We start from the raw sequence: 23,648 nt of genomic DNA on the forward strand, positions 1-23,648 counted from the left end.
CAGCGAACGACTTGACGAAGTACAACGCCTTTTGGATGAAACAAACAACGCGAGTGAAACCTATCGAGGTAAGCTTGATGCCATTGGGAGGGGGTGCATTCCCAATTTGCGTCACATTTTTCCCTGTGATTTCTTGATTTTTGGATCATCTTGCTTGTTCGCTTCAACTTTTAAATTCATTGGATTTGGTATCCATCGCCAGTCGTGATGGTTGGTTTTCCGATTCATATTTCGCATTGCAGCAACACTCTCATCCCAACGTTCGCTTGTCACTTGGCATCGAAGCTGAAGCATCGTTTCCGCATTGTCGGCTCGCCAGAACATTCCGTTACCCTTCATCCGATTATTGACAACCCGGCGAATACTGCTCTCAATCGAGCCACTGCCTAGGGGAATTCCAATCTTGCGAAAGTAAACATAACTTAATCGGCCCGCTTCGCCATGCTTTCGAAGGTATTCGATCTCCGTCGCGATCGATGATGGCCACTTTTTGTCTTCCGCCAAATCGCTCAGGTCATCGACTACCTGCTGCCATTGCCCATTGCGAAGCATCGTGCGCATCACTCGGTATAGTGGCATGCGTTCCGCTTCATTAAGCCCAAGACAAGCCAGCGCAAGAGAAATGTGGTGAACTCCATGACAACAGTCAAGCACTTGGTGAATCTTCACTTCTGCCGGGATACCTGCTTTGGATACGATCGCATCAATCCGCTCCCAAATCCACGTTGCGCCATCGGAAACGAATGTAATGCTCAGTGCCTGGGCGGCCCCCATGCGATGAAGGTGCATCGCAACAAGCTCAGCTATCGCATCGGGACCCTCAAACGTTCCGTCGATCGTTGCTTGCGAGTGTTTCTCCATACGACCGTTTTCGTCATGGACAAAGATCGTACAAAGCTTCGGTTCTCGCCACTGTGGAGCATAACTTGACTTCGAAACGGGCTTGGATCTGGCTGCTGCGTCTTGCTGCAATAATCCATCAGAGTCGGGGTTATCCTGAATGCGTACCGCATTCTTCAACGCTTCACGCAGACGTGTTCGCCCCCCATCGATTTGAACGCTCACTCGCTTTCCAGCCAAAGAATCCCCCCGAGTCATTTTGCCCATTCGCCAGTCAAGGATTCGTTGCTTTCGCAATTGAAGCAAGTTTTCTCCGCATTGATTGGTAATTCGACGAACCGTTTTGGTATCCAGTTTCAAACCATTTCTAGCAAGTTCGTTGACTGCGAACTTAAAGGAAGGGCTTAAAGCGGCTTGTCGGGCTACGGTGCTCTGAACCGCTGGCGTAACACCTTTACCGAATCCAAACTGTGCCAACTCGATATAAAGACCAGACACTTCTGGGTTAGTCCTTCGGAAGACTCCCTTTTTGGGTTCACAATACAACGAACTGATCCACATGAAGAAACCACCGAGCAGCCGAATTCGAATGTTCCGATTGCGTCCTCGTGCTAAAGGATAGTCGAACCCTCGCCTTGTCTCTTCGCTCTTTCGTTCCAGATCTTTTGATAGGAGGACGACAGCTATTAGACCAGAGGTCACCATGCCAGCGCCGTACAAGAAAGCTTCTTGGATCTCTCGCTCAACAGCTTCCAAGGAGTCAGGGGACTGCATCAACTGGTTCTCCCATCCTCCCAACTTCGAATACAGTTGGCCGGTAAACTTTCCAACCATTTGCCCAACTGACTCAATAAGTTCGCCGTCTTTGCTACCCATTCGCGATGTCCCCATTGCATTCGCCTCCATGCGATCATAAGTTCTAAAACTATGAGGATACCGACAAACTGCTAAGGCAAAAACCACTGTGATTTGCTAGCAAATGCTTACGCAGAATGGGAATGCACCCATTGGGAGGTCAATGGCGATTATTGAATTCGACATCAACGGAACCATACTCTCCGCAAATGAGAATTTTCTAGCAACGGTTGGCTATTCGCTCGATGAAATCGTGGGAAAGCACCATAGGATGTTTTTGCGTTCTGAGGATGCGCGATCCTCCGAGTACGCGACCTTTTGGTCGAAGCTTCGGTCTGGTGAATTCTTTTCCGGTCAGTTTTTGAGAGTGAACAAGCGTGGGGAGCAGGTCTGGATCCAGGCGACCTATAATCCCGTGTTTGGCGAAGATGGTCAAGTAAAAAGCATTGTGAAATTCGCGTCTGATGTCACGGAACAGAAACGCGAATGGGCGAGTTTGACTAGTCAACTGGAAGCTGTGAATCGATGCTTTGCGGTGATCGAGTTTGAAGTGGACGGAACGATCATCCGTGCAAATGACAATTTCCTTGACACTGTCGGATACTCCATGTCGGAGATTCAAGGTAAGCATCACAGCATGTTCGCTGAAGCATCATGGAGGAACTCCCCAGAATACTCAGAGTTTTGGCGTTCGCTCGGTAGAGGTGAACATCATGCTGGCGAGTACAAACGCGTTGGTAAGGGTGGGAAAGAAGTTTACATCCAAGCTTCTTACAACCCCGTATTCGGACTGAATGGGGAAATCACCTCGGTCATCAAGTTCGCGACCAATGTGACTGAAGCAGTCGTCAATCGAAAAACGACTACGTCTGTTGCGCATTCTGTTGCGTCCAGTGTTTCTCAAATGACACAAACGATCCAAGAGATCTCCGGAAATGTATCGTCGACAGCTTCTCTCGCCCAAGATGCTGAGAATTTAGCGTCAACTGCGAAAACAACCGTCGAGCAACTCGATGAGCAGAGCCGATCGATTGGAAAGGTCGTCGAGACGATCCGCGAACTGGCAGAGCAAACCAATCTTCTTGCGTTGAACGCTACGATTGAATCGGCCCGTGCAGGTGAAGCAGGACGCGGTTTTGCGGTCGTGGCTAGCGAAGTCAAAGAGCTTGCGAAACAAACGGCAAAGGCTACTCAAAGCATCGAGCAGACCGTTCAGCTCATCCAAGGCAGTATCAAGGGAGTGGTTGGCTCAGCCGAGCAAATCTCCAATAGCGTCGCCAGCGTCAGTCAAAACATGGTGGTGATCTCCGCCGCAGTGGAAGAGCAATCCGTCACCATGCGATCCTTGGCCGACACGGCCCAAGAATTGCAACGGTAGTTTGCATAAGATACCTCAAAGCAATCGCCGCGTTCAACGTTTAATGTTGACTCGGTAGACGCATCAAGAATCTATGAGAAGCCCTTTGTTGCCCCTTTCGGCAGCACGGGGCTTAATTTTTTTCAGGGCTGCGGCTTGCAACAAACTGTCATGGATTGTCATCGGGAAACGTCACGACAGAGGACGAGGCACTCCTGTCGTAAAATAATTCTTGCTGAACCTCAACGAACAACCTCAACGTCAACCTCCTTAAAAATTGATGCTCGCTCTTGTGGTGTCAGGTTCCGATTTTATCGCCAGCATCGCGCTAGTTAACGCACTAGCAATCTAATTTCGTTTTGTAGTCATCCCAATACAACACTCGTGGTTAAGTCCGCCAGGTTGTTTTGATGTTTCCTCCGATATGTTCTAGCGTCGAATGTTGTAAAACTGACATCACTGGCAAAGTGACATGTACTTTAGACAACACCGATCTAGGTGTGGAAGCAAACGATACTTCTGCCAAAATCGTATAAAGGAAACGGTATGAAGATGAAACGACTCGCCGCAAATGACTCGGCAAACCTTCGAAAGACTCGAAATAAACAGGGAGCTATAAAGTGAAATACACTTCAATACTCTTAGTATTTGGAATGGCTGTTACGGGTTGCGAAAACGTAATGCAGACACCTCCAAATAGCGACAACTCAGCAGTGAACCAACGTGATCGAAGCAGTTCTGCGAAAACTCCGTTGGATCAAAATGAAAACCAGAAGGACATCGACATCACGGCAAACATCCGTAAGCAGGTCGTAGCTACCAAAATGTCCATCAATGCTCAGAACGTCAAGATCATGACTCAGAACGGCCAAGTCACACTTCGCGGTCCAGTCGCAACCCTCGACGAAAAAGCACAAATAGAAACCATCGCTCGCAAGATTGCTGGCGAGACGAAAGTTGATAGTCAGCTCGAAGTCGCGAAATCAAACTAAACTCACTCACTGAAATTTCAAGGAAATTAAGATGGCATATGCAATTTTTTGTACAGTAAAAACCTCGAACGAAGCAATTACCGTTGTCGATCGTCTCAAAGCCGAAGGGTTCACTGCTGAAGATATCTCAGTCCTGATGCCGGACAACCAAGGGACCAAGGACTTCGCCGTCGATAACGAAACGAAGTCGCCTGAAGGAGCAACGATCGGTGCAGGCACTGGCGCGGTCGTAGGTGGTGGACTCGGCTGGCTACTGGGAATCGGGGCTCTTGCAATTCCCGGTGTCGGTCCATTCATCGCCGCCGGTCCGATCATGGCCGCGCTCGCTGGTACCGCGATCGGCGGTGCGGTGGGTGGAATCTCAGGTGCGCTGATAGGCATGGGGATTCCTGAATTCGAAGCCAAGAAGTTTGAGGGTAAACTCAAAGGAGGACGCTGCCTCCTATCGGTTCACTCTGAGAACACAGAGGAAACCGAAAAGATAAAAGAGATTTTTGAGAACGCAGGCGCTGAAGACATCACGTCATCTCGCGAAGCGTCGGTTGCTGGCAAAAGCTAATAGAAAACGCGACCAACGAACACACTTTTTCAAGGAAATTTATATGACAAAACTCGAAACACTTGCAGACGCCTTCTATGCTGAACTACAAGATATTTACAGCGCGGAACAACAACTCGTAAAAGCTTTACCGAAGATGGTGAAAAAGGCGAGTAGTGAAAAGCTTACCCTTGCACTTACCGAACATCTCGAAGCAACGAAAGCACACGTCGACCGTGTGGTAAGCGCATTTGATGAAACGGGCAAAGCCGCTAAGGCCAAAAAGTGCGAAGCGATGGCTGGTTTGATCAAGGAGGTGGAGGAAACGATGGCTCAGGATGCAGATTCCGATGTGGCAGATGCAATTTTGATTGGTCTGGCACAAAAAGTTGAGCACTACGAGATTGCAACCTATGGAACCTTGTGTACATGGGCTGATCAGCTCGGATACTCGAGTGCTAAAAAACTTTTGGGACAGAATATGGACGATGAAGAGAAGGCTGACAAGATGCTGAGCAAGCTCAGCAAAACCGCAAACCTAGCGGCAAACGCATAGTCGATTCTCATGGTAGAGTAGACCACTAGACCAATAGCTTTTTGTGGCGACGCAGAGCAGGCAGTATCCATGCTATGCTTGACCGATACGGCTTAAGAATCGCAATAGTAACAACAGTAACTTGTGTCAGGTACAGTAGCTGTATCAGATGTCGCAATATGGCTGCAACGGGTCTTCATCGTGTTCCGTCCAATTAGTTTGTTCCTATTCCTGAAAAGCCCTGTGCAGCCCAAGCTGGCGGTGCAGGACTTTTTCTCATTTTGGGCGTTCCAGTCCTTTGGTTTGTACCGCAAGGTGAAGTTGCAACCAACTCAAGGGGATGAACCAAGTTCGAAGATGCGAATGGCATCTTGTGCGGTGTTAGACGAAGTTGCGAGGAATTGTCCGTCGGATCTAAAGGCGATGTTCGTTTGATAAAAAATCGACCCTGGATCAAGGTACGCAATAACCTCCGCAGTCTCAAAATCGTACACCGCCACTTTCGCTCGCATTCCAATCATCACCCAATGACCATTCGGATGGAACTCTAGTGCATAAACACTTTCTCCTCGAGGAAGCTTGGTATTGCGAACTGAGCTCCCCTCTTCTTGATCTATGAAATGAAGCGTGTCAGAGGCAGCAACTGCGATTCGGTTGCCATTGTCACTGAAGGTTGCAAAATTTGCGTAACGCAAACCCAAGTCCTGGCTACTAGCAATGGTGCCATCACGAAGTGAGAAGCGAATGATTTTTGATCCATCTGTAGCTTGGGCTTCTATTCCGTCCGACGGCAGCCATATCGCTTGAATGTCTTTACCGAATTCTTGGAGTAATCGGGGCTGTGACTTCGATTCCCCGAATGCTTGCCATGCGATCGTTCCCTTGGCACTGGCACCCATAAAGAAACTATGAATAGGACTGGTCTTTAAAAACCTCAATTCGCCATCAAACCGATACGCTTTACTAGAATTGGATAGAAGTCCAGAGTTGCTCACCTCCCACAGTACGGCTTGACCGGTTGACCCACCGGCTATGATTCGTTCACTGGAACGATCGAACGCAATCGACGATACGCTGCTTAGTTCACTGATCCTTTCCTCATGGTGGACAACTTCACCTGACTGTGCATTGAAAATGATAATAGACTGATCCATCTTGCCAGCCGCTATCCATTTTCCATTGGGACTAAACGCGAGCGAAGTAAATCCCCAGGATTTGTTATCCAATGTCATTACGAGTTTAATAGGAATCTTATTCTCGAACTTGGGCTCTTCCGGTTTCGGTGGCTTGGCAGGGGGACTGGGCTGACGGCGATCGGCAGCAATCTTTCTATCCCTTGTGGTTCTCGGAGAAGTCACTGCGGGACTCTCGGAAATTCCTTTGGAGTCGACATCGGGGACGCTGGGCTTAGACTCCGAAGGTGCGGTCTGTGTGACTTTGCCATCATCAAAGAAGTTGCGTTCCATCGTTGAATCCGTAATTGACCTATCATGCTCCGAATCGGAAGCTTGTTGAAAAGCGGCTGTGTTATCGACTGTAGCTTGATTAGCAAGGCGGCTAGGTTCGAAGAATGCGATCAGATCTGCTTTATCGCCCGCTCGATAGGGTGTAAATCTGGATTCACTGGACTCTACCGTTGTGCCCAGCATAATATCTCCGTACAAAAGTACCCCACGCAGCCCGACTCCTAGTCGCACATTTGGCTTTAGCTTTTCTACAGTAACGACTTGGGCTGTTGCCCAGGCGATATCAGCAAGCGTCTTTTTCGCGCTGCCCGTAAACTTTCGGTACGACGGAACGTGTACCAGGAACAAGCACCGATCCTCTTTTAACTCGCAAAAAGTCAAATACTCATCCTCAGAGAACACTTGGAAGGGACGTTTGTTGGAGGTAAAAGAGATATCACACAACTCTTTGAGCTTCTCAGCAAACTCTTCGGCTAACTCAATCGCTTCTTTCGAATTTCCGCGTCCGACGGGTTGGTCACGTTTAGCAGCGATTTCGTACTCCGCCGATTTGAAGCTGGCGTTTCCTGATTCGGAGACCTGGAAACTGCGATCTCCCTCATCCTTATCTTCGCTTAATGCCCAGTTTGAGGCCCCACCAGGGTCGCGAGGAAACCAACGCGGCGCCATCATTACAATGACTCCTACGGCAATTGAGAACGTCAGCGCTAAATATCCTGTGACTAGACCAGTGACAGCTTGCCAACGCCCTTCCATGTGCGGTTGGTTCTTTTTGATGGAACCCAGCGCAGTATGGCTCAGAATAACGGCAAAGAGCGCAAAGGGGCCAGATACGAAGAAAACGCAACTCATGATCAAGGACACAATCCCCAGCAGCATCCCCACGATAGAAAATGGTGAAATGCTGGTCGAGACGGGCAGTTTGCTTTGAAGATCTGGCAGGGCGTCGGGGCGAAATGAGGTACGACAGGTCATGCAGTTAATAGAATCGTCGGACCCGCTCAGAGGAAATATCGGTACAAAAAAGAGGTTGAACCAACGTCGGCTTTTTATGTGCTGAAATGGGGTCGTGGTTTTGCATAATGGACAATCGAAATGCCCCGAACCACTAACACTTTTACGACTGCCCCATCCAAATATGATCATTTCGATTACCCTGCGGCGATTTCAGAAAATAGAAGAGGGTCTCATTGTAGCCGATAACGAACCAGCGTTGGGGGTTCGTTCTTATGAGTCGATCGTGTTTCCCAACTAGCTATCGAACAGAGTCGAAATCTGGGAGCTTTCTATCGCTTTCCCTGTTTTACACGAAAAGATGGCAGCTATTCGATGCTGTTCTGCTAGCTCGAGGCCTGTCTCTAAACCAGCCACAAACAACGCTGTCGCCCACCCGTCTGCTTGTATGCACCGTCGTTCGATTACCGTTACACTCGACAATTCTCTGACCTGTGCATCACAGGTGACGGCATTAACTAGATGACTAATCATCTTTCCATCCGGCAGGACGTGCCGATGGTGCGAGGGGCCTGACGTCGCTATGGATAAACCACATGCCGCAATGATTACCTCAGGAGATGCGGGGGATTCACGATCTGCTGTCTCCTTATCCTCCGCATGAATAGATTCCAAGCCGACCCACCAAGGGGTGCCGTTGGGTTTGCATCCCTCGCCGCGAAACTCCCCCCCAATCTCGAACAGGAAATGATTCAACCCAATATCCAACAGGCGCTCGCTCACTAAATCTACTGCGAACCCCTTTGCTATCGAAGACAGGTCCAAGTGAATTTGACCAGGCTGAAGCACACGTTTGGCAGAGAAGTCAAGACTGACACTCTTCCAGTCATATCTCTGGTCGTTTTGCCGCAATGAATCTAGGTCGACGCGGTGACTTGCTGGTGGTTCGGGACCAAAACCGAGCATCTGAATAACATGACCGACGGTTGGATCATAGAGCCCTCCCGTTTTCTCTGCTAAGCCAAGAGCCTCGGTAAGGACAATGAAAAACTCGTCGGGAATCGCCACCCAAGTATCAGCCATTGCACGGTTGTATCGCGATAAGCTCGATCTTGGATCCCAGTGACTCATTTGATCGATCACCAGTGCTAGTGTTTGTTCGATCAGCGTTATGATATCGTCAAACCTATGGCCTGGAGATAAAACAAAATGACATCGCCAAGTCGTACCCATCGTCTGGCCGAACGAGAAAGAGACGGGGTATGTGACCTGGTCACCTTGTGGCACCAACAAGGTAGTAATGTCTGGGACGAGTACGCGTTTGTTTCGAGTTGGCATGAGTGAAGTTAAAATTGCCGCAACGGCATGTGCGAGAGATGGAGAACCCGAACTCGCAATTGGCGAGTGTCTCTAGATCGATAATGCCGTTTCGATCAATTTCAGCATTCGCGGCTTGGCGTCTTGGGATGCCGCTTGGAGAGCTGTACGTAGTCCTTCATCGATCGATGGTAATTTTGTGATCGCCCAGCAAATCCTTTCCCGTGCCGAATCGTCCAAGGACTTGTCATTAAGTCTCTGCCCCAAGGCTACTTGCAGAGGTGGCAACGAACCAGCTAACTCCTCGGCTTGTTCTGCAAACAAACGGCCTAGCAAGGTAGCGTCCCAATAAACTCGCAACGAATCGGAATCGCTTAAACACTTTTGCAATAAGCCCAAATGCTCAGCGGTTGGAGCACCGCAATTTTCTAGTGATTCTACAGCATAATTCGAGGTAGTCTCATCTTCATGATTGACTAGCTCGAGCAACGAACCAAGATTCTTCATTGCCAACTCGGGGTCGTTCATACAAGCTTCTAGCTCTGTCGGATTCATGTCTTATTCCTATGTATACGTAAAGCCTCTGGCAACACGCTTACCTATCCGAAAAGGGGGCTGACCCTTTGGAGGCGAGTCGATTTCATTGGTTTTCTGGCCTCGCCGGAGAGGGGCAGACCCCTTTTCGGATAGGCTCTTACCGTTCTCTTGCCATCTTCTGGAACAACTCGTATCGCGCTTTCATCTCAACGAGACTGTCACCGCCAAACTTGTCGACCAACGCCGCTGCCACCTCAAAGGCGACAACATGTTCTACAATAATGGCCGCCGCTGAAATGGCACAAACATCGCTCCGCTCGTAACTGGCCCGATGAGAGCCTTTGTCTTCCATGCGAATGGAATCGAGCGGTTTCCGAAGCGTGCTAATCGGCTTCTTTGCTGCACGAACGATCAAGGATTGTCCATTGGTCATCCCACCTTCGAGACCACCAGCATTGTTGCTAGGACGGACGTAGCCCAAGTTCGGTGTACTCACTTGTTCTGGATCGAAATGAATCGGGTCGTGGACTTGCGATCCCGGCCGCCGAGCGGCTTCAAAGCCCATGCCGATTTCAACTCCCTTGATCGCCTGTACCGCCATCACGGCTTGCGCGATCTTGCCATCCAGCTTGCGATCCCACTGCGCATGGGTTCCTAAACCAAAGGGCAATCCGTCGACTCGAACCTCGATGATACCACCGAGTGTATCGCCGTCGTCGGCAGTTCGATCGATGTAGGCTTCCGCATCCTTGTCCTGGCTCGGCTCGACGGAGTAGATACTGCTGGTATCCCGCAACGCTCGCACGTCACTAATCTTCTTGCTTAACGAGTCGCCACGCCCGATCGGCATCGCGCCCAACTCGAGAACATAGCCGATCGTCTCAATTCCGAATTGGCTTAACAATTGCCGAGCGAGTGCCCCAGCCGCAACCCGCACTGCTGTTTCACGAGCACTTGATCGCTCCAGCACACCTCGGATGGAACCCAGATATTTGATCGAGCCGGTCAAATCGGCGTGCCCCGGACGAGGCCGCTCGAGTTCCTTGAGCCGCTCCAATTTGTAATCGTTATTAACAACTTGCAAGGTGAGGGGAGAACCGAGGGTGGTTCCTTGCCATACACCGGTCAGGAACTCCACGCGGTCTTGTTCCAGTTTCTGGCGACCGCCGCGTCCGTATCCACCTTGTCGCAACTGGAGCTCCCGATCGATGTGGTCGGTATCGATCGTCAATCCAGCCGGAAAACCATCGATAAGGGCGAGGAGGGCTTTTCCGTGAGATTCTCCGGCGGTCCAATAACGTAACATGAAGAACAGACTGAGTGGTTAGCGATTTTTGGCTATGGCAGAGCGGCTAAATGTCAATTTGGCCACTCGGTTAATGTACTCAACAGTTTAGTATCGTTTAGCCCTAAGCCAAGCCGCGTTGGCCTTTCCTCGCACGCTTCGTTGCATTCTCGAGAAAGAAACATCGATGGATTCAGCACAATTAAACGGAAAAACCGGGTACTGCATGAACGTTCATGCGGGACGGACTTTTCCGGAAGTATTAGCAAATCTTGAAAATTACAGTGCCCGAGTCCAAACACTCGTCGGTTCCCCAATCGGGATCGGACTCTGGTTCTCTGAAACCTCAGCATGCGAAGCTCTGGAAATTGCCAATCTAGAGTTGCTCCGGGCAACATTGGCTCGACGTTCGCTCACGCCTTTTACTCTGAACGGCTTTCCGCAGGGGGACTTTCACCAGACCATCGTTAAGCAGGCAGTCTATTTGCCGACTTGGTGGGATACCGCTCGCTTAGAGTACACTCGCAAACTGGTTCGCATCTTGGACGCGATACTGCCGGATGATCAGCACGGTAGCATTTCCACGCTTCCGATTGCGTGGGGCTCACCGGGCCCCTCTAGTGAACAGTTGCAGGTCGCTTGCAAGAATCTTATCTTTCTAGCACAGGAGCTTGCTGCATTGCGGGAGAACACGGGTCGACTTATCGTGATCGCGATCGAGCCGGAACCTGGCTGCTATCTCACCTCAACCCAGACCTTTCTCGAGTTTTATCGGGAGCACCTGCTTGCGACGTGTCCGAATCAGCAGGCCGAGACCGACGTTCTGGAGCACATCACACTATGTCACGACGTTTGCCATGCTGCGGTCATGTTTGAGGACCAAGCCACAGAGTTGTCCGCATTGTTCGAGTATGGAATCAAGGTTGGCAAAGTCCAAGTTTCTTCGGCCATAGCGGTTCCCTGGTGGAAGATGAACTCCGAACAAAAGACGGATGCATTGAGCCAGCTATCACAATTCGCAGAGGATCGCTATTTGCATCAAACAACTTTGGGGCGTTTACCGGGAGGCGAGCATGAGGCGAAATTACCAATCCTGCAACGTTTAGTTGAAGATTTGCCAATCGCTCTTGCTGGTCGAACGATAGGCGCGCCGAATGCAAACACACAGACCATCGATCTTCCATTGCAAGACGAATGGCGAGTCCACTTTCATGTGCCAATCTATCTAGAGCGATTCGGCCAACTTCTCACAACGCAGCCTGAGATCGAGAAAACAATTTCTTTGCTTGCACCACTTGCGGGGACAGATCGATTCCCGACTGGGCACTTCGAGATAGAGACCTACGCTTGGACGGTCCTACCCGAAGATTTGAAAACAGCCGACCTTGCAGCAGGGATTGCCGAAGAAATCAAATGGTTCATAGCCAAAGCCCTGGGTCAGCATCCGTAGGCATTCGCCAATCGCCACGGGGTGACAACGAAACTGTCCCGACCTTCGGACCATCTGGAACGCAAGTCCGTTTGAACTGGGCTTGGAAGAATCGTTTGAAGAAGACATTCAGCCATTTCCGGATCGTCAGCTCTGAGTATTCGACGCTGAACTCTGCATTCGATGCCAGCTCCAGGATCTTTTCCTGCGATGCACCGCTTCTAACAAAATGGTACAAGTAGAAATCGTGCAGCTCATAAGGTCCAACGGTTTCCTCGGTCGCTTGGCTGACACTCTTGTCCTTTGTCAACGGTAACAATTCTGGGGATATGGGGGTCGCAGCAATATCAAGCAGAATTTCCCGAACTCGGCTACCGTGCGCCTCGCTGCTTGCAAATTCGTGATTGGCCACAAACTCGACTAAGAAGCGAACAAGCGTTTTTGGAACCGAGCAATTTACATTGTACATAGACATGTGGTCGGCATTGTACGTACTCCATCCGAGCGCACTCTCGGATAAGTCGCCAGTCCCAATCACGAAACCGCGGCTCATGAGCAAGAGTGTTCTCATGCGAGCTTGTACGTTTTCGAATACTAGATCGTTCCGATGTGAATCGGGGAGGTGCTCTAGTTGCTCTTGCAACGAATCAATCGTCAGCCCTGTGCAATCGATACCGAACGGTTTATGCCCCAAATTGCGGAAGATTTCCAAGCAGCTAGCTCGGATATCAATCACCTCAGACCGGACTCCTAAGCACTTCATTAGCTCTATGGCGTTACTTTTTGTTTGTGACGAAGTTCCGAATCCAGGCATCGTCAGGCCAACTAATCGGGACTTGTCGAACCGCGTTAAGTCGAACATTTTGGCCGCAACCAGCAACGCTAAAGTGCTGTCGAGTCCACCAGAAACGCCGATCGTTAGCGGAGTGCTATCCGGCAGGCTGCTGATACGCTTCGTGAGAGCAGCGACTTGGATCTCAAAAACTTCGGCGCAGCGTTCTGCAAGCTGGCTAGTATTGCTGGGCACGAAGGGGCGAGGATCAACGAAGCGTTTAAGCTTTCTAGTACCGATGGGTAGAGAAACTGGGATTCTGCGAAAGCTAGGCAAGCTCAGATTGGTCTGGTGCATCGTCCCGGTCATTCGGCGGTCGTGTTCAATCCGTCCGAGATCGATATCTGCGGTCGCTATGGAGGAATGGCTAGGTTCCAAATCATTTGGATGAAGCTGCAAGCCGGTTCCGACTCTTTGTGATTCGGCGAGCAAGCTACCATTCTCGGCAATCAGACAGTGTGCTCCGAAGACCAAGTCGGTAGTCGATTCGGTGGGGCCAACACTGGCGTAGGCATAAGCTGCATTGCAACGACCGGATTGGGCAGCGACTAAGCGTTGTCGGTATGCAGCTTTTCCGACCGTCTCGTTGCTAGCAGACAGATTTAAACAAACAGTTGCACCGGCGAGCGTTTGAACGGAGCTCGGAGGTATCGGAACCCATAGGTCTTCGCATATCTCAACTCCAATGATTGCTGAGCCAGCTTCGACGAGCAGATCAGGCCCAAACGGCACGGTCATCGTTTGCTCTGCGAGCTGCAACTGCTCACTAACGCCACTGCCCGATTGAAACCAGCGTCCCTCGTAGAACTCTTGGTAGGTGGGCAGATGTTGTTTGGGAACCAACCCAATCAATGAGTGGTTCCATAGAAGGGCTGCGCAATTGTAGAGTTTGCTGTTATGGACCCAAGGGATCCCCACGACAACCAATTGCCGGTCGCTTACCGATTTGCACAATTGGAATAACTCATGGCGGCAGCTTGCGAGAAGTGTCGATTGCAGAAAGAGTTCTCCGCAGGTGTAGCCACTTAAGGTTAGCTCGCCGAACAATAGTATGTCCGAGTCGGCTTCGCGATGAATCGCAGCTTCGATTGCCTCTCGATTTCGCTGGGGATTTGCAATCCAGGTCGGAACACAGATCGCAGAAATTCTTAGAAAGCCGGTTGGGGTCATGTCGAGCCTTATTTTGTCCGACGGCGTTAGAGTTTACGTCTATGCGGGGGAACGATGGAAGTGCACATGCTTCCATTTTCCGCTTTGCCGGTGCCAAACGCGAGTTTCCTCCATGGCCGATGTGGTCGGTTTTCCGTCCGCGATCTTCTGGACCAGCCGAACATAAGCGATGATGCCGACATCACCAATGATGCGAATATGGGGTCCGATCATGGTCGCTTGCACAGGCGAGGGATTCGGGTTGGGCAAATTGAAATAGTATTTGTGGAAATCGAGACCGTCGACGAGGTTGCCGAGGGCTTCTGGTTCGAAGCATGTCAGAGACGGGTCGCAAAGCTCGGCGTAAGTGTTCCAATCACCGGCGGCGATGGCGACGAGCAGTTGCTGGGTTTTGGCAAGGATCGCATCGCGATCGGCTTCTAACGACATAATTTAAGATCCGTGGAAAAAAAGATTGGTGTGGTGCGATGGGCCACCTGAACATTACATGCTGCGCGTCAAGCCAAGCGATATGGTAAGTTCAGCCACGGTTTTCCGCCAGTCCGCTCAAATAGTGCGGATTCTGGCGATTATGCGGGAAGTCTGAAAGATGAAGACTGGAGGCCAACAGACGGCCTACTCTTTGATGAAGATGTCTTTGAACTGGACCTTCATCGGTGGTCCCGCGTGGACTTGAAAAGCGATAATCCCGTCGCTCGCCCTCTTGCCGGTTTCCGAATCGCGAACTTCGGACATGAGAGCCCCGTTGATGAAATGCTGGACGACCGTTCCCTTGGCAACGATCCGATAGTCATTCCAATCCTCCATGTTGATCTTAGCTAGAAGCTCGTCGGGATCTCCGGAAGACTCAACCTTTGCACGTTTACCTTGCTCATCGATAGCGATGACTTCACCTCTTTCCGCGATGATTCCGCGACCACGTTCTTCGTAGTTGATACCCATGTATCGTCCGTTGGCATCGATGTCCGCTTGATAGCCGCCGACGATGAATTTTTCCGTGTCTACGAGCTTACTTCGGTACTGGATGCCTGAGTTGCCCCCTTGGATACGGAACTTGAGGTTCAGTTCAAAGTCGGCAAAGGGCTTTTCGTAGACGAGGAATGTGTTGTTCTTGATTGGGTTTTCAGACGTATTCACACCTGTGATGGCACCATCCTCAACGCTCCAGTTCTCAGCCAAGCCTTTCCAGCCATCTAGCGTTTTCCCATCAAACAGACTTTTTCCTGCTGAGTCATCAGCGACGATTGCTTCGATGCGAGGAGATTCTGCATGAGAAATATTGTTGGTAGCGGCGTTGCCTAGGCAAGCTAACCCGATAAGAGACAATAGTCCGAGCTTTGAAGCTATTCTTCGGGAGTCGGTTCGTGCAGAAGGTTTTGGTAGGGTTTTCATCAGGATGTTCGTACCGTAGTCAAGCGGAAAGGAAGGATGGTATGGTCCAATCGATACAAACGCGATCGACGGACGGAGGTCTTGATTATAACAATCATTTTGCGGAAGGTTTGTAAACTGCTGTCAGAATTGGGTGCAAAGATTCGGCAGTTTCTCTCCCCCCTTCCATGCAATAGATTTGCTTGGACGCTGTTATGTTAGTCGGAGTTCACGAGATGGCATCTGGTCCGCTGTTACATCGAATTGATCGAGCGATTCGATGCAATCCCCACGCGATTCGCTCGCGAGTCTTTCTGGAGAGCACGAACGGGAAAATCACCCTTAGGGGCAAGGTAGACAGTTTCTACCAAAAGCAAATGATCCAGGAGTCGTTGCGGCAAATTGAGGGGATCGAGGGGATAGCTAATCTCATCGAGGTTGAGGAGCCTTGCGTCGTTTAGTTGGGAAATCTTCACGGACTGCTGCTTGACGGGCGGTGTCGATAGACGGAAAATCAGGGTTTTACGCTGATAGACTGATCTTTAACCGGCTCACCTTTGCCCATGAAATTTCAAATCCCGTCCGAAGAACAGGGAGCAGTGCTGGATCGGGCACAGAAGGCGCTGACCGCATTGCGGTATCGTGAACAGGCTGCCCTGTACCATGCGGCGGCGGCATCGCTCGAGATCGCTATTAAAAATGCGGAAATGGGCCAAACAGCGGATCTGGATTTGTGGCTCGCAAAGAATAGTCCGCTCATCGAAGGGGCAGAGATAACCCCGCAGGGATTGGGACGAATAGATCAGTCAGATCTGTCAGATCAGTCAGATCAGTCAGATCAGTCAGATCTGTCCGGTCAGTCAGATCAGTCAGATCAGTCAGGTCAATCAGGTCCGTCCGATCAGCCTGAGCCGGATGGCTCATTCTGGACCCCCATGGCTGCCGCTGCCGAAAAACGTTTGGCTGCCCAACCGGCGGTGCAAATCACTCCACCCTCAGAAAACTCGAAGAGCACAAAGAAATTCTTCGCGAGGCTGGATGTAATTGGCAGCGTTATCATTCACGTCGCGATCGTTCTCGTGCTCGCCTTTATCGTTATACGCCAAGCAGCCCCGCCTGAGAAAGTTGCCATCGTTTCCGCCCCGCTTGAGTCGGAAATCGCATTGACCGAGACGCCGCTCGAGGAAGAGATTGAGCCCCTCGAGGAATCGACCACTCCCGCGTCGATGGAATCCCCCGACCTCAGCAGTGTCACCGATGTGAGTCTGCCCTCGGTAGATGTTGCCGTCAATGTCGATGGTTTAGTCGGTAGCGAAGCCAGCTCCAGTCTGGCAAACCAAATGAAAAGTGCCATGGCTGGCATGTCCGAGTCCAAGTCGATGCAAGGGGCAGCTTTCTTTGGACTGCAGGCGACCGGAAACAGTTTTATCTATCTAGTCGACAATTCACCCAGCATGAGACGTGACGGTGCGTTTGACAACGCTCGCAACGAGATGATTCGCTCACTTATGAGCATGAAGCCGAAGCAAAAGTTTCATCTGATCATGTTTGGCAAGGAACTACAGCAGCTCTCCTTTCCAGGTGAAGGGGAAATCAAATCGCTGGTCTATGCTACGCCCGAAAATGTCAAGAAAGCGATCGACTGGCTGCAAACAACGACGGTTCAAAAGGATGGTTGGCCTCCCAACGAAGCTCTTAAGGTAGCCATTGCGATGGATCCCGATGCGATTTTCATGTTGTTCGATGGTGACACGAGGGCGGATGTCCCTAAGTTTTTGCGAGACGTAAATCGCACGAATGACATCATTTCGGATGATGTACCCAAGGTGCCTATCCACGTTATCCATTTTTTCGAGGAATCCTTTGCAAAAGACATGCAAAAGGTCGCTGCGGAAAATTTGGGAACCTACCGTTTTGTTCCTCGTCCCCCCAAGCCTACCGGCAAAGGTCAGCAAAAGAACTAACCCCGTCTGACGTGAATCTCGCCTAACCAACTATGCCATACGGAAGTCATGCGATGGAACCAGTCGAGAAACCGAACCGCAAAACACCGATTCTTTTCGGTGAACACATTGCTTTCTGGTCCAGCTGCGCGGTGCACCTAGGATGCTGTCTGATCCTGGCATGCTTGTACGCTGGCGGCGGTGGCGGTCAGCGGTCGGGATCTTTTGAACTATTCATGGACGACCTTAGCGAATCGGAATCCCTCACCGACCTAACGCTAGAAACGCCAAGCCTAGAGATCGAATCGCCAATACCTGACGAGCCCGTTACCGAATCGGCCGTTCCGGCCAAACTAACCAGTTACGAAACCGTTCTCTTCGACGAGTCGTTATTAAGTGAGATCGCGACGGAATCCATTTCTGAGGGGCTTAAATCAGCGTTGACGGAATCCAATAGCTCAGCAGCGAATTCCAGTGCTGAGGGGAAGACGGTTGCCAAGTTCTATGGAACGGAACTGAGCGGCAGCAGATTCGTATTTGTGATCGATTCCTCGAGTTCTATGACGGGGCCTCGCTGGCAGTCTCTCAAAGAGGAGCTCGTTGGCTGTATTAGGAACCTTTCCCTAGACCAGCATTTTTTCGTCATAAGTTTTGATTCAGAATGCAAGCCCATGTTTGGCCAGCCACCCCCAAAAGGTAAGTTTTTGCACCCAACCTCATCGAATGTTCAAAAGCTACAAACCTGGCTAAACGGTATTCGACTCGGCAACTCTACATTACCCGCTTCTAGCCTCGCGCTTGCGTTGTCACTTCAACCTGACGCGATCATGCTGTTGTCTGATGGCGAAATTGCGGATGACTCTATTGCTAAGTTGAGACGACTGAACCGCAACTGGACCGATGAAGACAATTACTCCATCAAAGTTCCAATCCACACGTATTTGCTCGACAGCTTGGTGGGATATCGTGCCCTGCAAATCATCGCAGAGGAGAACGACGGCGTATTCACTCCCATCAATTTAAATGCTAGACGAAAGCAAAGACGCTAATGGCTGTTCGTTGCAAGTATTCGGTTTTTGTGCTTAGCATCGTTCGAGCTATTGGAATTATTGCCGTTCTCCCTGTTTTAGCTCCCGGCCTCATCGCTCAGGATCATTCTGCACAAGCATCAACCGACCGGGGCGTAGCATATTTACTCTCACAACAAAAGAGCGATGGCTCTATTTTGGATCGTGGGCATCCCAGTGCCATGACATCGCTAGCGATTATGGCATTGGCGTCGGTCGGTCATCAAGTGACCGATCCGACTCCCGAGGGTAAAGCAATCAAGGAGGCACTCGAATTCATCCTTGCAAAAGAGCGACAGGATAGCAATGGGTACTTCGGTGCAAGTGATGGTTCACGCATGTACGGCCACGGGATTGTGTCACTCATGCTGACGGAAATGATCGGCATGGGAGTTGATGAGGCAATGGACCAACTCATTCACGAGCGATGTCAGAAAGGAATCGACCTGATCGTGAAAAGCCAAAAGATCCGGAAAAACAATTCAGCCCAAGGGGGCTGGCGGTACACTCCTGTTTCCGAGGATAGCGACTTATCGGTTTCCGTTTGGCAACTGATGGCCTTGCGGAGCGCAAAGAATGATGGCTTGGATGTACCTGGTGAAACCATTGAGGATGCGATCGCTTATCTCAAACGCTCCTTTGCATCTCCGCTGGGAACCAATCGGCAACCACTAGAACGGAAAAATGGCTTCACCTACGAACCCAATCAACGTAATCCGACGTTTACTATGACCGCAGCGGGATTGTTGGCCATGCAGGTGTGCGGGGACTACGATTCAGATTTCGTGCAAGGTGCCACGGAATGGCTTTTGGATCGCCCACCCAAACGAGACGATCGTTTTCTGATGTACGGCCTGTACTATTACGCACAAGCCATGCATCAACGCGGTGGCGACGCAGCGCGAACCGCCGAAGAGAACGTTCGCTCGTATCTAATAGAAAATCAATTAAACAGCGGAGCTTGGAGCAGCCCCGCTAACGAGGAACAAGGGATCGGGGAAGTCTACTGTACTTCCCTCGCCATCCTTAGCTTGTCCGTCAAGCACCACTTCTTGCCAATCTATCAGAGATAGTACCGCGACGATACTTGACGATACTTACTGTGCCTCAGCCTTTTTGAACTCTACGAAGTAGTTCTCTTTGAGCAGGTCCTTGTGCTCGTGAATCTTTTGGAATCCGGCTTCGATAATCTCCGCCTCAAAGACTTCTTGGCCGGCGCGGACGTGATTCATGGTCCACTCCGAACTCACTCCTTTAATACGTTTGAAGTCGATGAGTACGACGCGTCCATCAGGTTTGAGTGCCTCATACAGAGACTTGAGAGTCTTTTGAGGAAACTCAAAGTGGTGGTAAGTGTCGCAAATGTACGCCAAGTCAACCGAGTTAGGGGGCAGCATTGTGGACTCCGGAGTGCAAAGTACCGTCTCGATGTTCTTGATTCCGAGCGATCGGCTGGTGACATTGATATGCTCTAAGAAGTTCTCGGCGATATCAACAGCCAACACCTTTCCTTCTGGGCCGACCTCCTTAGCGAACAGTCGGGTGAACAATCCCGTACCTGCACCGATGTCGGCTAAGGTCATTCCTTTCTCAATTTTGCAAGCCTTGACGATGGCTTCTCGCTGTGCGAAGACCTCACGGCTTTCGATCTCGAATCGCTCGACGTATTCGTCCGGATTCGGCTTGATGAAGGAGTCGTTGATGCCTGGCTTCACGCTTTTTTCTTGGGAAAACAAAACGGATGGAGAAAGACCACCAATCACAACGAATCCCGTTGTGGCGGCGATCAAAACATGCTTTAGTGACTTCGAGGTTCTACTCTTCAAGTGTCTACTCCTAGAGGGGATTTCGTTGAGGGCGTTGCGTTATGGTGGCTCAACGAGGGGAATCGGGAATCACGCCATTATATCTTCCAAGGTCTTGGACGGGAGGAAGGTGATCTTTTAGTTCAAAACTTGGACGCTCTTTGGAATTCACATACGCTGCGATGTCAACCGCTTCTTGTTCAGTCAGTGTTTCATCGTCCAGCGGCATTGCCACTTTTAACCAGGCTGCTAGGTGGTCTGTGTTGGATAGTCCAGCACCGTGGTTATAGGATCCGGGGCCCCAAACGGGAGGGTTGTCAGAGTCGCCGAGCCCATCGGAACCGTGGCAGTCCGCGCACTTCTGAGCATAGAGTCCCTCTCCACGCTTGAGATCGGCTGCGGCTGCTTTGATGTCTAGTGCGGGAATCGCGTTGGGGCCGAGGGGGCGTTTCGCGTTCTGTTGAATCGTTTGGCCACGAGATAACCAGGAAATGTAAGTCGTAACCGCGACAGAAACCTCGCTTCCTAGCGGCGGACGCACTCCATTGCAGCTTCGCATAAAGCAGTTCAGTACCCGATCCTCAAGTGTGATCACACGTTGTTCGCGAGGTGCCCAGGCAGGGTAAGCGGTCGCGGTCCCCATAAAAGTCCCTGCCTTCGGGTGCTTGCCATTCTTCAAATGACAACTCGTACAGTTTAATTTGTTACCTACATAGTCCTTCGACAGAGGATGCTCGACCGTGTTCTGCACGATTGCTTCCCCTAGACGAATGACCTTTCCCAATTCGCCAAGATCATCGAGTGTACTGTCATCAGCGTTGGGGGCTTGTGCAAATAAACAACCGTGCGATACAAGACATGCCGCGAATAAAGCCATCACACGCGTCGCTGCGTCCAGACACCTTGGTAACCCGTTTCGTCGTTTCACGTCGTCTTCCAAGTCTAGTGGGATGTTGCGAGGGCTGGGAGGTTAGTGGTTAATTTACCATGCGTTAGGCAATCCCCCCTCCTCTTCATAAGTTTAGATCCGCGACCCGGCAAAAGGTTACAAAAAAAGATTCGGCGAAATCCTTAGGAACACATGTTGCCAGGCGCTCTTGAAAAAGTCCTGCCAAAATAGGTTCGTTTTGCCAAAATATTTTCATGGGCTTCGCAAATCTTGTAACCTTGTGTGTCTTCGCGGCTCAGTTTTCCTAGGGAACTTCTCACTGACACAGGTCCGAGCAAGCTCTCCGAAAACGTTCTCTCGGCATTCCCCGCCTCCCATAAAGCAACAGGATGTAAATGAAATTGCAACAACCGATCCAGTTTTTTGGTCTGATCGCGATAGGCACTTCGGTTTTATTGGGATGCAGTACGCAACCACAATCGGCAGCAACGGTACTTGAACCGACCACGATTGCTGAGGGAATTGAACCCACTGAAGAATCAAAGAAGGTTTTACTGGCTGCCAAAGAGGATTTGTTCAAGCAACTATCGGGTCGGTTGATGGCTGCCATGAATACTGGTGGCCCTGCTGAAGCCGTCGAAGTGTGCTATGCGCAAGCTCCCAAGATTGCCAAAGAAGTTGGAGAGACGCACAATATTCGTATCGGGCGAACTGGGGTGCGATTGCGAAATACCAGCAACGAAGCCCCCGGTTGGGCCAAAGAGCTGGTTGAGTCGCAGATCGATACTCCCACGTTTGCCGTGTTGAGTAACGATAAAGCTGTTGCGTTGCTTCCCATCAAGCTGCAACCGCAATGCCTGATGTGCCATGGGCCGGTTGAGCAGATCTCAGAGGAAGTAAAGCGAGTCCTGGCCAACAGGTATCCGAACGATCAAGCGACCGGATTCCGTGACGGCGATTTGCGAGGTTGGTTTTGGGTTGAAGAAATCTAACGTTGACGAAATCTAACAAGGAATACACCGATGACCAAAGACCACTATTCGATCCTGATTGTTGGCGGTGGCACCGCTGGCATCACGGTCGCTGCTCAACTAAGACGAAAAAACAAGGGGAGTGACATCGCGATCGTCGAGCCCTCGACGAAGCATTACTATCAACCTCTTTGGACTCTCGTGGGTGGAGGCGTATTTCCCAAGGAGAAAAGTGAGAGGGATGAGAAAACCCTTATTCCGCCTGGGGTAGCTTGGATTCAGGATAGCATCCAGAGTTTCGATCCAGACAACAATTCCATCGTTACTACGGCAGGCAAGACCGTTCGATATGATTACTTGGTGGTCGCACTAGGGATTCAAGTTGATTGGAACAAGATCCCAGGACTAACCGAGGGCATTGGACGGCAGCAGATTTGTAGCAACTATTCCTACAAGCATGTTGACTATACCTGGGAATGCATCAGGCAATTCCGTGGCGGTACAGCGTTGTTTACGATGCCAAACACAGCGGTCAAATGTGGCGGCGCTCCGCAGAAGATCATGTATCTAGCTGATGATACGTTTCGAAAATCAGGAGTCAGGGATAAGTCTCAGGTCATCTTTGCATCCGGTCAGGCTTCGTTGTTTGCCGTCGAAAAATATCGCCGGACACTGGAAAAGGTAGCAGCTCGCAAGGAAATTGATTTACGATTCCAACGCAACTTGGTCGCTCTAAGCCCAGACACCAAAGAAGCGGTGTTCGAGAATCTTGCAACCAAGGAACAGGAGTCGATTCGCTTTGACATGATCCACGTGACACCTCCGATGGGGCCTCCGGACATAGTCAAGAACAGCGTGCTCGCCAACGCGGCTGGTTGGGTCGATGTTGACAAGCACACCCTGCAGCATCCCAAGTACCAAAACGTTTTTCCCATCGGTGATTGCAGCGGGCTGCCAACATCCAAAACCGGAGCAGCGATACGTAAGCAGGCCCCCGTGTTGGTCGCGAATCTTATATCCGCAATGAGGGGGCAGCCGCTATCGGCTCGGTACAATGGGTATACTTCTTGTCCGCTGGTAACTGGTTATGGCAAGCTGGTTCTAGCCGAGTTCGACTACGACGGCAAACCAGCAGAGACTTTTCCGATCGATCAGTCCAAGGAAAGGTATTCGATGTATTTGCTGAAAGCTTACGGGCTGCCAGCTCTCTATTGGAATGGCATGTTAAAAGGGTTGGGTTAGTTTTCAGATACAGAATCTAGGGAGCGATACCCAAAAAACGTTCGCTAGGTCGATCGGCAGGATAAAAAAAACTTTTGCAAGGATTCTCGGTCGGTCCTCAAAGTCAGCCGCTCAGGTTCTATCGAACGAAGCCGATTGGCTATTTTCGCGAATTTATCGAAAATAGTCCCCTCTTTAGGCTCCAATAGCCCAGACTCTCATTTGGGCAGGGAGCTCGGTGCGAGCTACTTTCAAAGCATGTTTCCGTCTGTCG

The 23,648-nt window shown here is 50.6% G+C and carries 21 protein-coding genes; 11 read left to right on the forward strand and 10 right to left on the reverse strand.

Features of this window, described 5'->3' with window-relative positions:
- Positions 1 to 111 precede the first annotated feature (111 nt).
- Positions 112 to 1,746: a hypothetical protein gene (locus SH449x_RS25230; protein WP_482376664.1), complete on the reverse strand. Its 1,635-nt coding sequence runs from the start codon at positions 1,744 to 1,746 to the stop codon at positions 112 to 114.
- A gap of 112 nt (positions 1,747 to 1,858) precedes the next feature.
- Between SH449x_RS25230 and SH449x_RS25235 the strand changes: the two genes are divergently transcribed.
- From SH449x_RS25235 to SH449x_RS25250, 4 genes are all read left to right on the forward strand, one after another.
- The gene (locus SH449x_RS25235) at positions 1,859 to 3,073 is read left to right on the forward strand and encodes a methyl-accepting chemotaxis protein (RefSeq protein ID WP_482378847.1); all 1,215 of its coding nucleotides are present in this window, start codon (positions 1,859 to 1,861) and stop codon (positions 3,071 to 3,073) included.
- Positions 3,074 to 3,672: 599 nt separating this feature from the next.
- A complete protein-coding gene (locus tag SH449x_RS25240; protein ID WP_482378848.1) occupies positions 3,673 to 4,044 on the forward strand; it encodes a BON domain-containing protein in 372 nt (123 codons plus the stop codon).
- 31 nt (positions 4,045 to 4,075) lie between these two features.
- Positions 4,076 to 4,603: a hypothetical protein gene (locus tag SH449x_RS25245; protein ID WP_482378849.1), complete on the forward strand. Its 528-nt coding sequence runs from the start codon at positions 4,076 to 4,078 to the stop codon at positions 4,601 to 4,603.
- On the forward strand, positions 4,587 to 5,138 hold the full coding sequence (locus tag SH449x_RS25250) for a ferritin-like domain-containing protein (protein WP_482378850.1): 552 nt from the start codon (positions 4,587 to 4,589) through the stop codon (positions 5,136 to 5,138). The genes SH449x_RS25245 and SH449x_RS25250 overlap by 17 nt, the downstream gene beginning before the upstream one ends.
- Before the next feature lie 311 nt (positions 5,139 to 5,449).
- Here SH449x_RS25250 and SH449x_RS25255 read toward each other — a convergent pair whose 3' ends face one another.
- The 4 genes from SH449x_RS25255 to aroC form a co-directional block, all read right to left on the reverse strand.
- Entirely contained in the window at positions 5,450 to 7,729 is a 2,280-nt protein-coding gene (locus SH449x_RS25255) for a DUF4190 domain-containing protein (RefSeq protein ID WP_482378851.1), read from the reverse strand.
- Positions 7,730 to 7,834: 105 nt separating this feature from the next.
- Positions 7,835 to 8,875, reverse strand: a complete 1,041-nt coding sequence (locus tag SH449x_RS25260; protein ID WP_482378852.1) for an FAD:protein FMN transferase — start codon at positions 8,873 to 8,875, stop codon at positions 7,835 to 7,837.
- A 72-nt stretch (positions 8,876 to 8,947) separates the two neighbouring features.
- Positions 8,948 to 9,409, reverse strand: coding sequence for a hypothetical protein (locus SH449x_RS25265; RefSeq protein WP_482378853.1), 462 nt, complete (start codon positions 9,407 to 9,409; stop codon positions 8,948 to 8,950).
- A 139-nt stretch (positions 9,410 to 9,548) separates the two neighbouring features.
- Entirely contained in the window at positions 9,549 to 10,697 is a 1,149-nt protein-coding gene (aroC, locus tag SH449x_RS25270; RefSeq protein ID WP_482378854.1) for a chorismate synthase, read from the reverse strand.
- A gap of 166 nt (positions 10,698 to 10,863) precedes the next feature.
- Here aroC and eboE point away from each other — a divergent pair, with 166 nt between their 5' ends.
- Positions 10,864 to 12,126, forward strand: a complete 1,263-nt coding sequence (gene eboE / locus SH449x_RS25275; RefSeq protein ID WP_482378855.1) for a metabolite traffic protein EboE — start codon at positions 10,864 to 10,866, stop codon at positions 12,124 to 12,126.
- Here eboE and SH449x_RS25280 read toward each other — a convergent pair.
- From SH449x_RS25280 to SH449x_RS25290, 3 genes are all read right to left on the reverse strand, one after another.
- Positions 12,095 to 14,107 (reverse strand): NAD(+) synthase, encoded by a 2,013-nt coding sequence (locus SH449x_RS25280; RefSeq protein WP_482378856.1) that lies wholly within the window; start codon positions 14,105 to 14,107, stop codon positions 12,095 to 12,097. The two genes, eboE and SH449x_RS25280, sit on opposite strands and share 32 nt — an antisense overlap.
- Positions 14,108 to 14,146: 39 nt before the next feature.
- Entirely contained in the window at positions 14,147 to 14,536 is a 390-nt protein-coding gene (locus SH449x_RS25285; RefSeq protein WP_482378857.1) for a DUF4440 domain-containing protein, read from the reverse strand.
- A 186-nt stretch (positions 14,537 to 14,722) separates the two neighbouring features.
- Complete coding sequence (locus SH449x_RS25290; protein WP_482378858.1) at positions 14,723 to 15,499, reverse strand: 3-keto-disaccharide hydrolase; 777 nt, start codon at positions 15,497 to 15,499, stop codon at positions 14,723 to 14,725.
- A 215-nt stretch (positions 15,500 to 15,714) separates the two neighbouring features.
- Here SH449x_RS25290 and SH449x_RS25295 point away from each other — a divergent pair, with 215 nt between their 5' ends.
- From SH449x_RS25295 to SH449x_RS25310, 4 genes are all read left to right on the forward strand, one after another.
- A complete protein-coding gene (locus tag SH449x_RS25295) occupies positions 15,715 to 15,939 on the forward strand; it encodes a BON domain-containing protein (RefSeq protein WP_482378859.1) in 225 nt (74 codons plus the stop codon).
- Positions 15,940 to 16,041: 102 nt separating this feature from the next.
- A complete protein-coding gene (locus SH449x_RS25300) occupies positions 16,042 to 17,442 on the forward strand; it encodes a vWA domain-containing protein (protein ID WP_482378860.1) in 1,401 nt (466 codons plus the stop codon).
- A 32-nt stretch (positions 17,443 to 17,474) separates the two neighbouring features.
- Positions 17,475 to 18,470 (forward strand): vWA domain-containing protein, encoded by a 996-nt coding sequence (locus SH449x_RS25305; RefSeq protein WP_482378861.1) that lies wholly within the window; start codon positions 17,475 to 17,477, stop codon positions 18,468 to 18,470.
- Positions 18,470 to 19,561, forward strand: coding sequence for a prenyltransferase/squalene oxidase repeat-containing protein (locus SH449x_RS25310; protein ID WP_482378862.1), 1,092 nt, complete (start codon positions 18,470 to 18,472; stop codon positions 19,559 to 19,561). Before SH449x_RS25305 ends, SH449x_RS25310 begins: the two co-directional genes overlap by 1 nt.
- A 24-nt stretch (positions 19,562 to 19,585) precedes the next feature.
- On the opposite strand, the gene SH449x_RS25315 is transcribed toward SH449x_RS25310, so the two are convergent.
- Complete coding sequence (locus SH449x_RS25315) at positions 19,586 to 20,314, reverse strand: class I SAM-dependent methyltransferase (protein WP_482378863.1); 729 nt, start codon at positions 20,312 to 20,314, stop codon at positions 19,586 to 19,588.
- 49 nt (positions 20,315 to 20,363) lie between these two features.
- Complete coding sequence (locus SH449x_RS25320; RefSeq protein WP_482378864.1) at positions 20,364 to 21,221, reverse strand: c-type cytochrome; 858 nt, start codon at positions 21,219 to 21,221, stop codon at positions 20,364 to 20,366.
- A gap of 356 nt (positions 21,222 to 21,577) precedes the next feature.
- Between SH449x_RS25320 and SH449x_RS25325 the strand changes: the two genes are divergently transcribed.
- Both SH449x_RS25325 and SH449x_RS25330 read left to right on the forward strand, forming a co-directional pair.
- On the forward strand, positions 21,578 to 22,174 hold the full coding sequence (locus SH449x_RS25325) for a c-type heme family protein (RefSeq protein WP_482378865.1): 597 nt from the start codon (positions 21,578 to 21,580) through the stop codon (positions 22,172 to 22,174).
- Positions 22,175 to 22,204: 30 nt separating this feature from the next.
- Complete coding sequence (locus SH449x_RS25330; protein ID WP_482378866.1) at positions 22,205 to 23,395, forward strand: NAD(P)/FAD-dependent oxidoreductase; 1,191 nt, start codon at positions 22,205 to 22,207, stop codon at positions 23,393 to 23,395.
- Positions 23,396 to 23,648: the final 253 nt, after the last annotated feature.

The sequence above is a fragment of the Brakhagea baltica genome (genome assembly GCF_052161605.1).
Classification (GTDB): domain Bacteria; phylum Planctomycetota; class Planctomycetia; order Pirellulales; family Pirellulaceae; genus JBKCUI01.

Bases quoted from the DNA above. Each gene is read 5' to 3' on its own strand.
- SH449x_RS25325 (WP_482378865.1), top strand. From the start codon at position 21,578: ATGAAATTGCAACAACCGATCCAGTTTTTTGGTCTGATCGCGATAGGC.
- SH449x_RS25280 (WP_482378856.1), bottom strand. From the start codon at position 14,107: ATGACCCCAACCGGCTTTCTAAGAATTTCTGCGATCTGTGTTCCGACC.
- SH449x_RS25230 (WP_482376664.1), bottom strand. From the start codon at position 1,746: ATGGAGGCGAATGCAATGGGGACATCGCGAATGGGTAGCAAAGACGGC.
- SH449x_RS25300 (WP_482378860.1), top strand. From the start codon at position 16,042: ATGAAATTTCAAATCCCGTCCGAAGAACAGGGAGCAGTGCTGGATCGG.
- SH449x_RS25245 (WP_482378849.1), top strand. From the start codon at position 4,076: ATGGCATATGCAATTTTTTGTACAGTAAAAACCTCGAACGAAGCAATT.
- SH449x_RS25290 (WP_482378858.1), bottom strand. From the start codon at position 15,499: ATGAAAACCCTACCAAAACCTTCTGCACGAACCGACTCCCGAAGAATA.
- SH449x_RS25255 (WP_482378851.1), bottom strand. From the start codon at position 7,729: ATGATCATATTTGGATGGGGCAGTCGTAAAAGTGTTAGTGGTTCGGGG.
- SH449x_RS25295 (WP_482378859.1), top strand. From the start codon at position 15,715: ATGGCATCTGGTCCGCTGTTACATCGAATTGATCGAGCGATTCGATGC.
- SH449x_RS25310 (WP_482378862.1), top strand. From the start codon at position 18,470: ATGGCTGTTCGTTGCAAGTATTCGGTTTTTGTGCTTAGCATCGTTCGA.
- aroC (WP_482378854.1), bottom strand. From the start codon at position 10,697: ATGTTACGTTATTGGACCGCCGGAGAATCTCACGGAAAAGCCCTCCTC.
- SH449x_RS25305 (WP_482378861.1), top strand. From the start codon at position 17,475: ATGCCATACGGAAGTCATGCGATGGAACCAGTCGAGAAACCGAACCGC.
- eboE (WP_482378855.1), top strand. From the start codon at position 10,864: ATGGATTCAGCACAATTAAACGGAAAAACCGGGTACTGCATGAACGTT.
- SH449x_RS25330 (WP_482378866.1), top strand. From the start codon at position 22,205: ATGACCAAAGACCACTATTCGATCCTGATTGTTGGCGGTGGCACCGCT.
- SH449x_RS25265 (WP_482378853.1), bottom strand. From the start codon at position 9,409: ATGAATCCGACAGAGCTAGAAGCTTGTATGAACGACCCCGAGTTGGCA.
- SH449x_RS25235 (WP_482378847.1), top strand. From the start codon at position 1,859: ATGGCGATTATTGAATTCGACATCAACGGAACCATACTCTCCGCAAAT.
- SH449x_RS25285 (WP_482378857.1), bottom strand. From the start codon at position 14,536: ATGTCGTTAGAAGCCGATCGCGATGCGATCCTTGCCAAAACCCAGCAA.
- SH449x_RS25260 (WP_482378852.1), bottom strand. From the start codon at position 8,875: ATGCCAACTCGAAACAAACGCGTACTCGTCCCAGACATTACTACCTTG.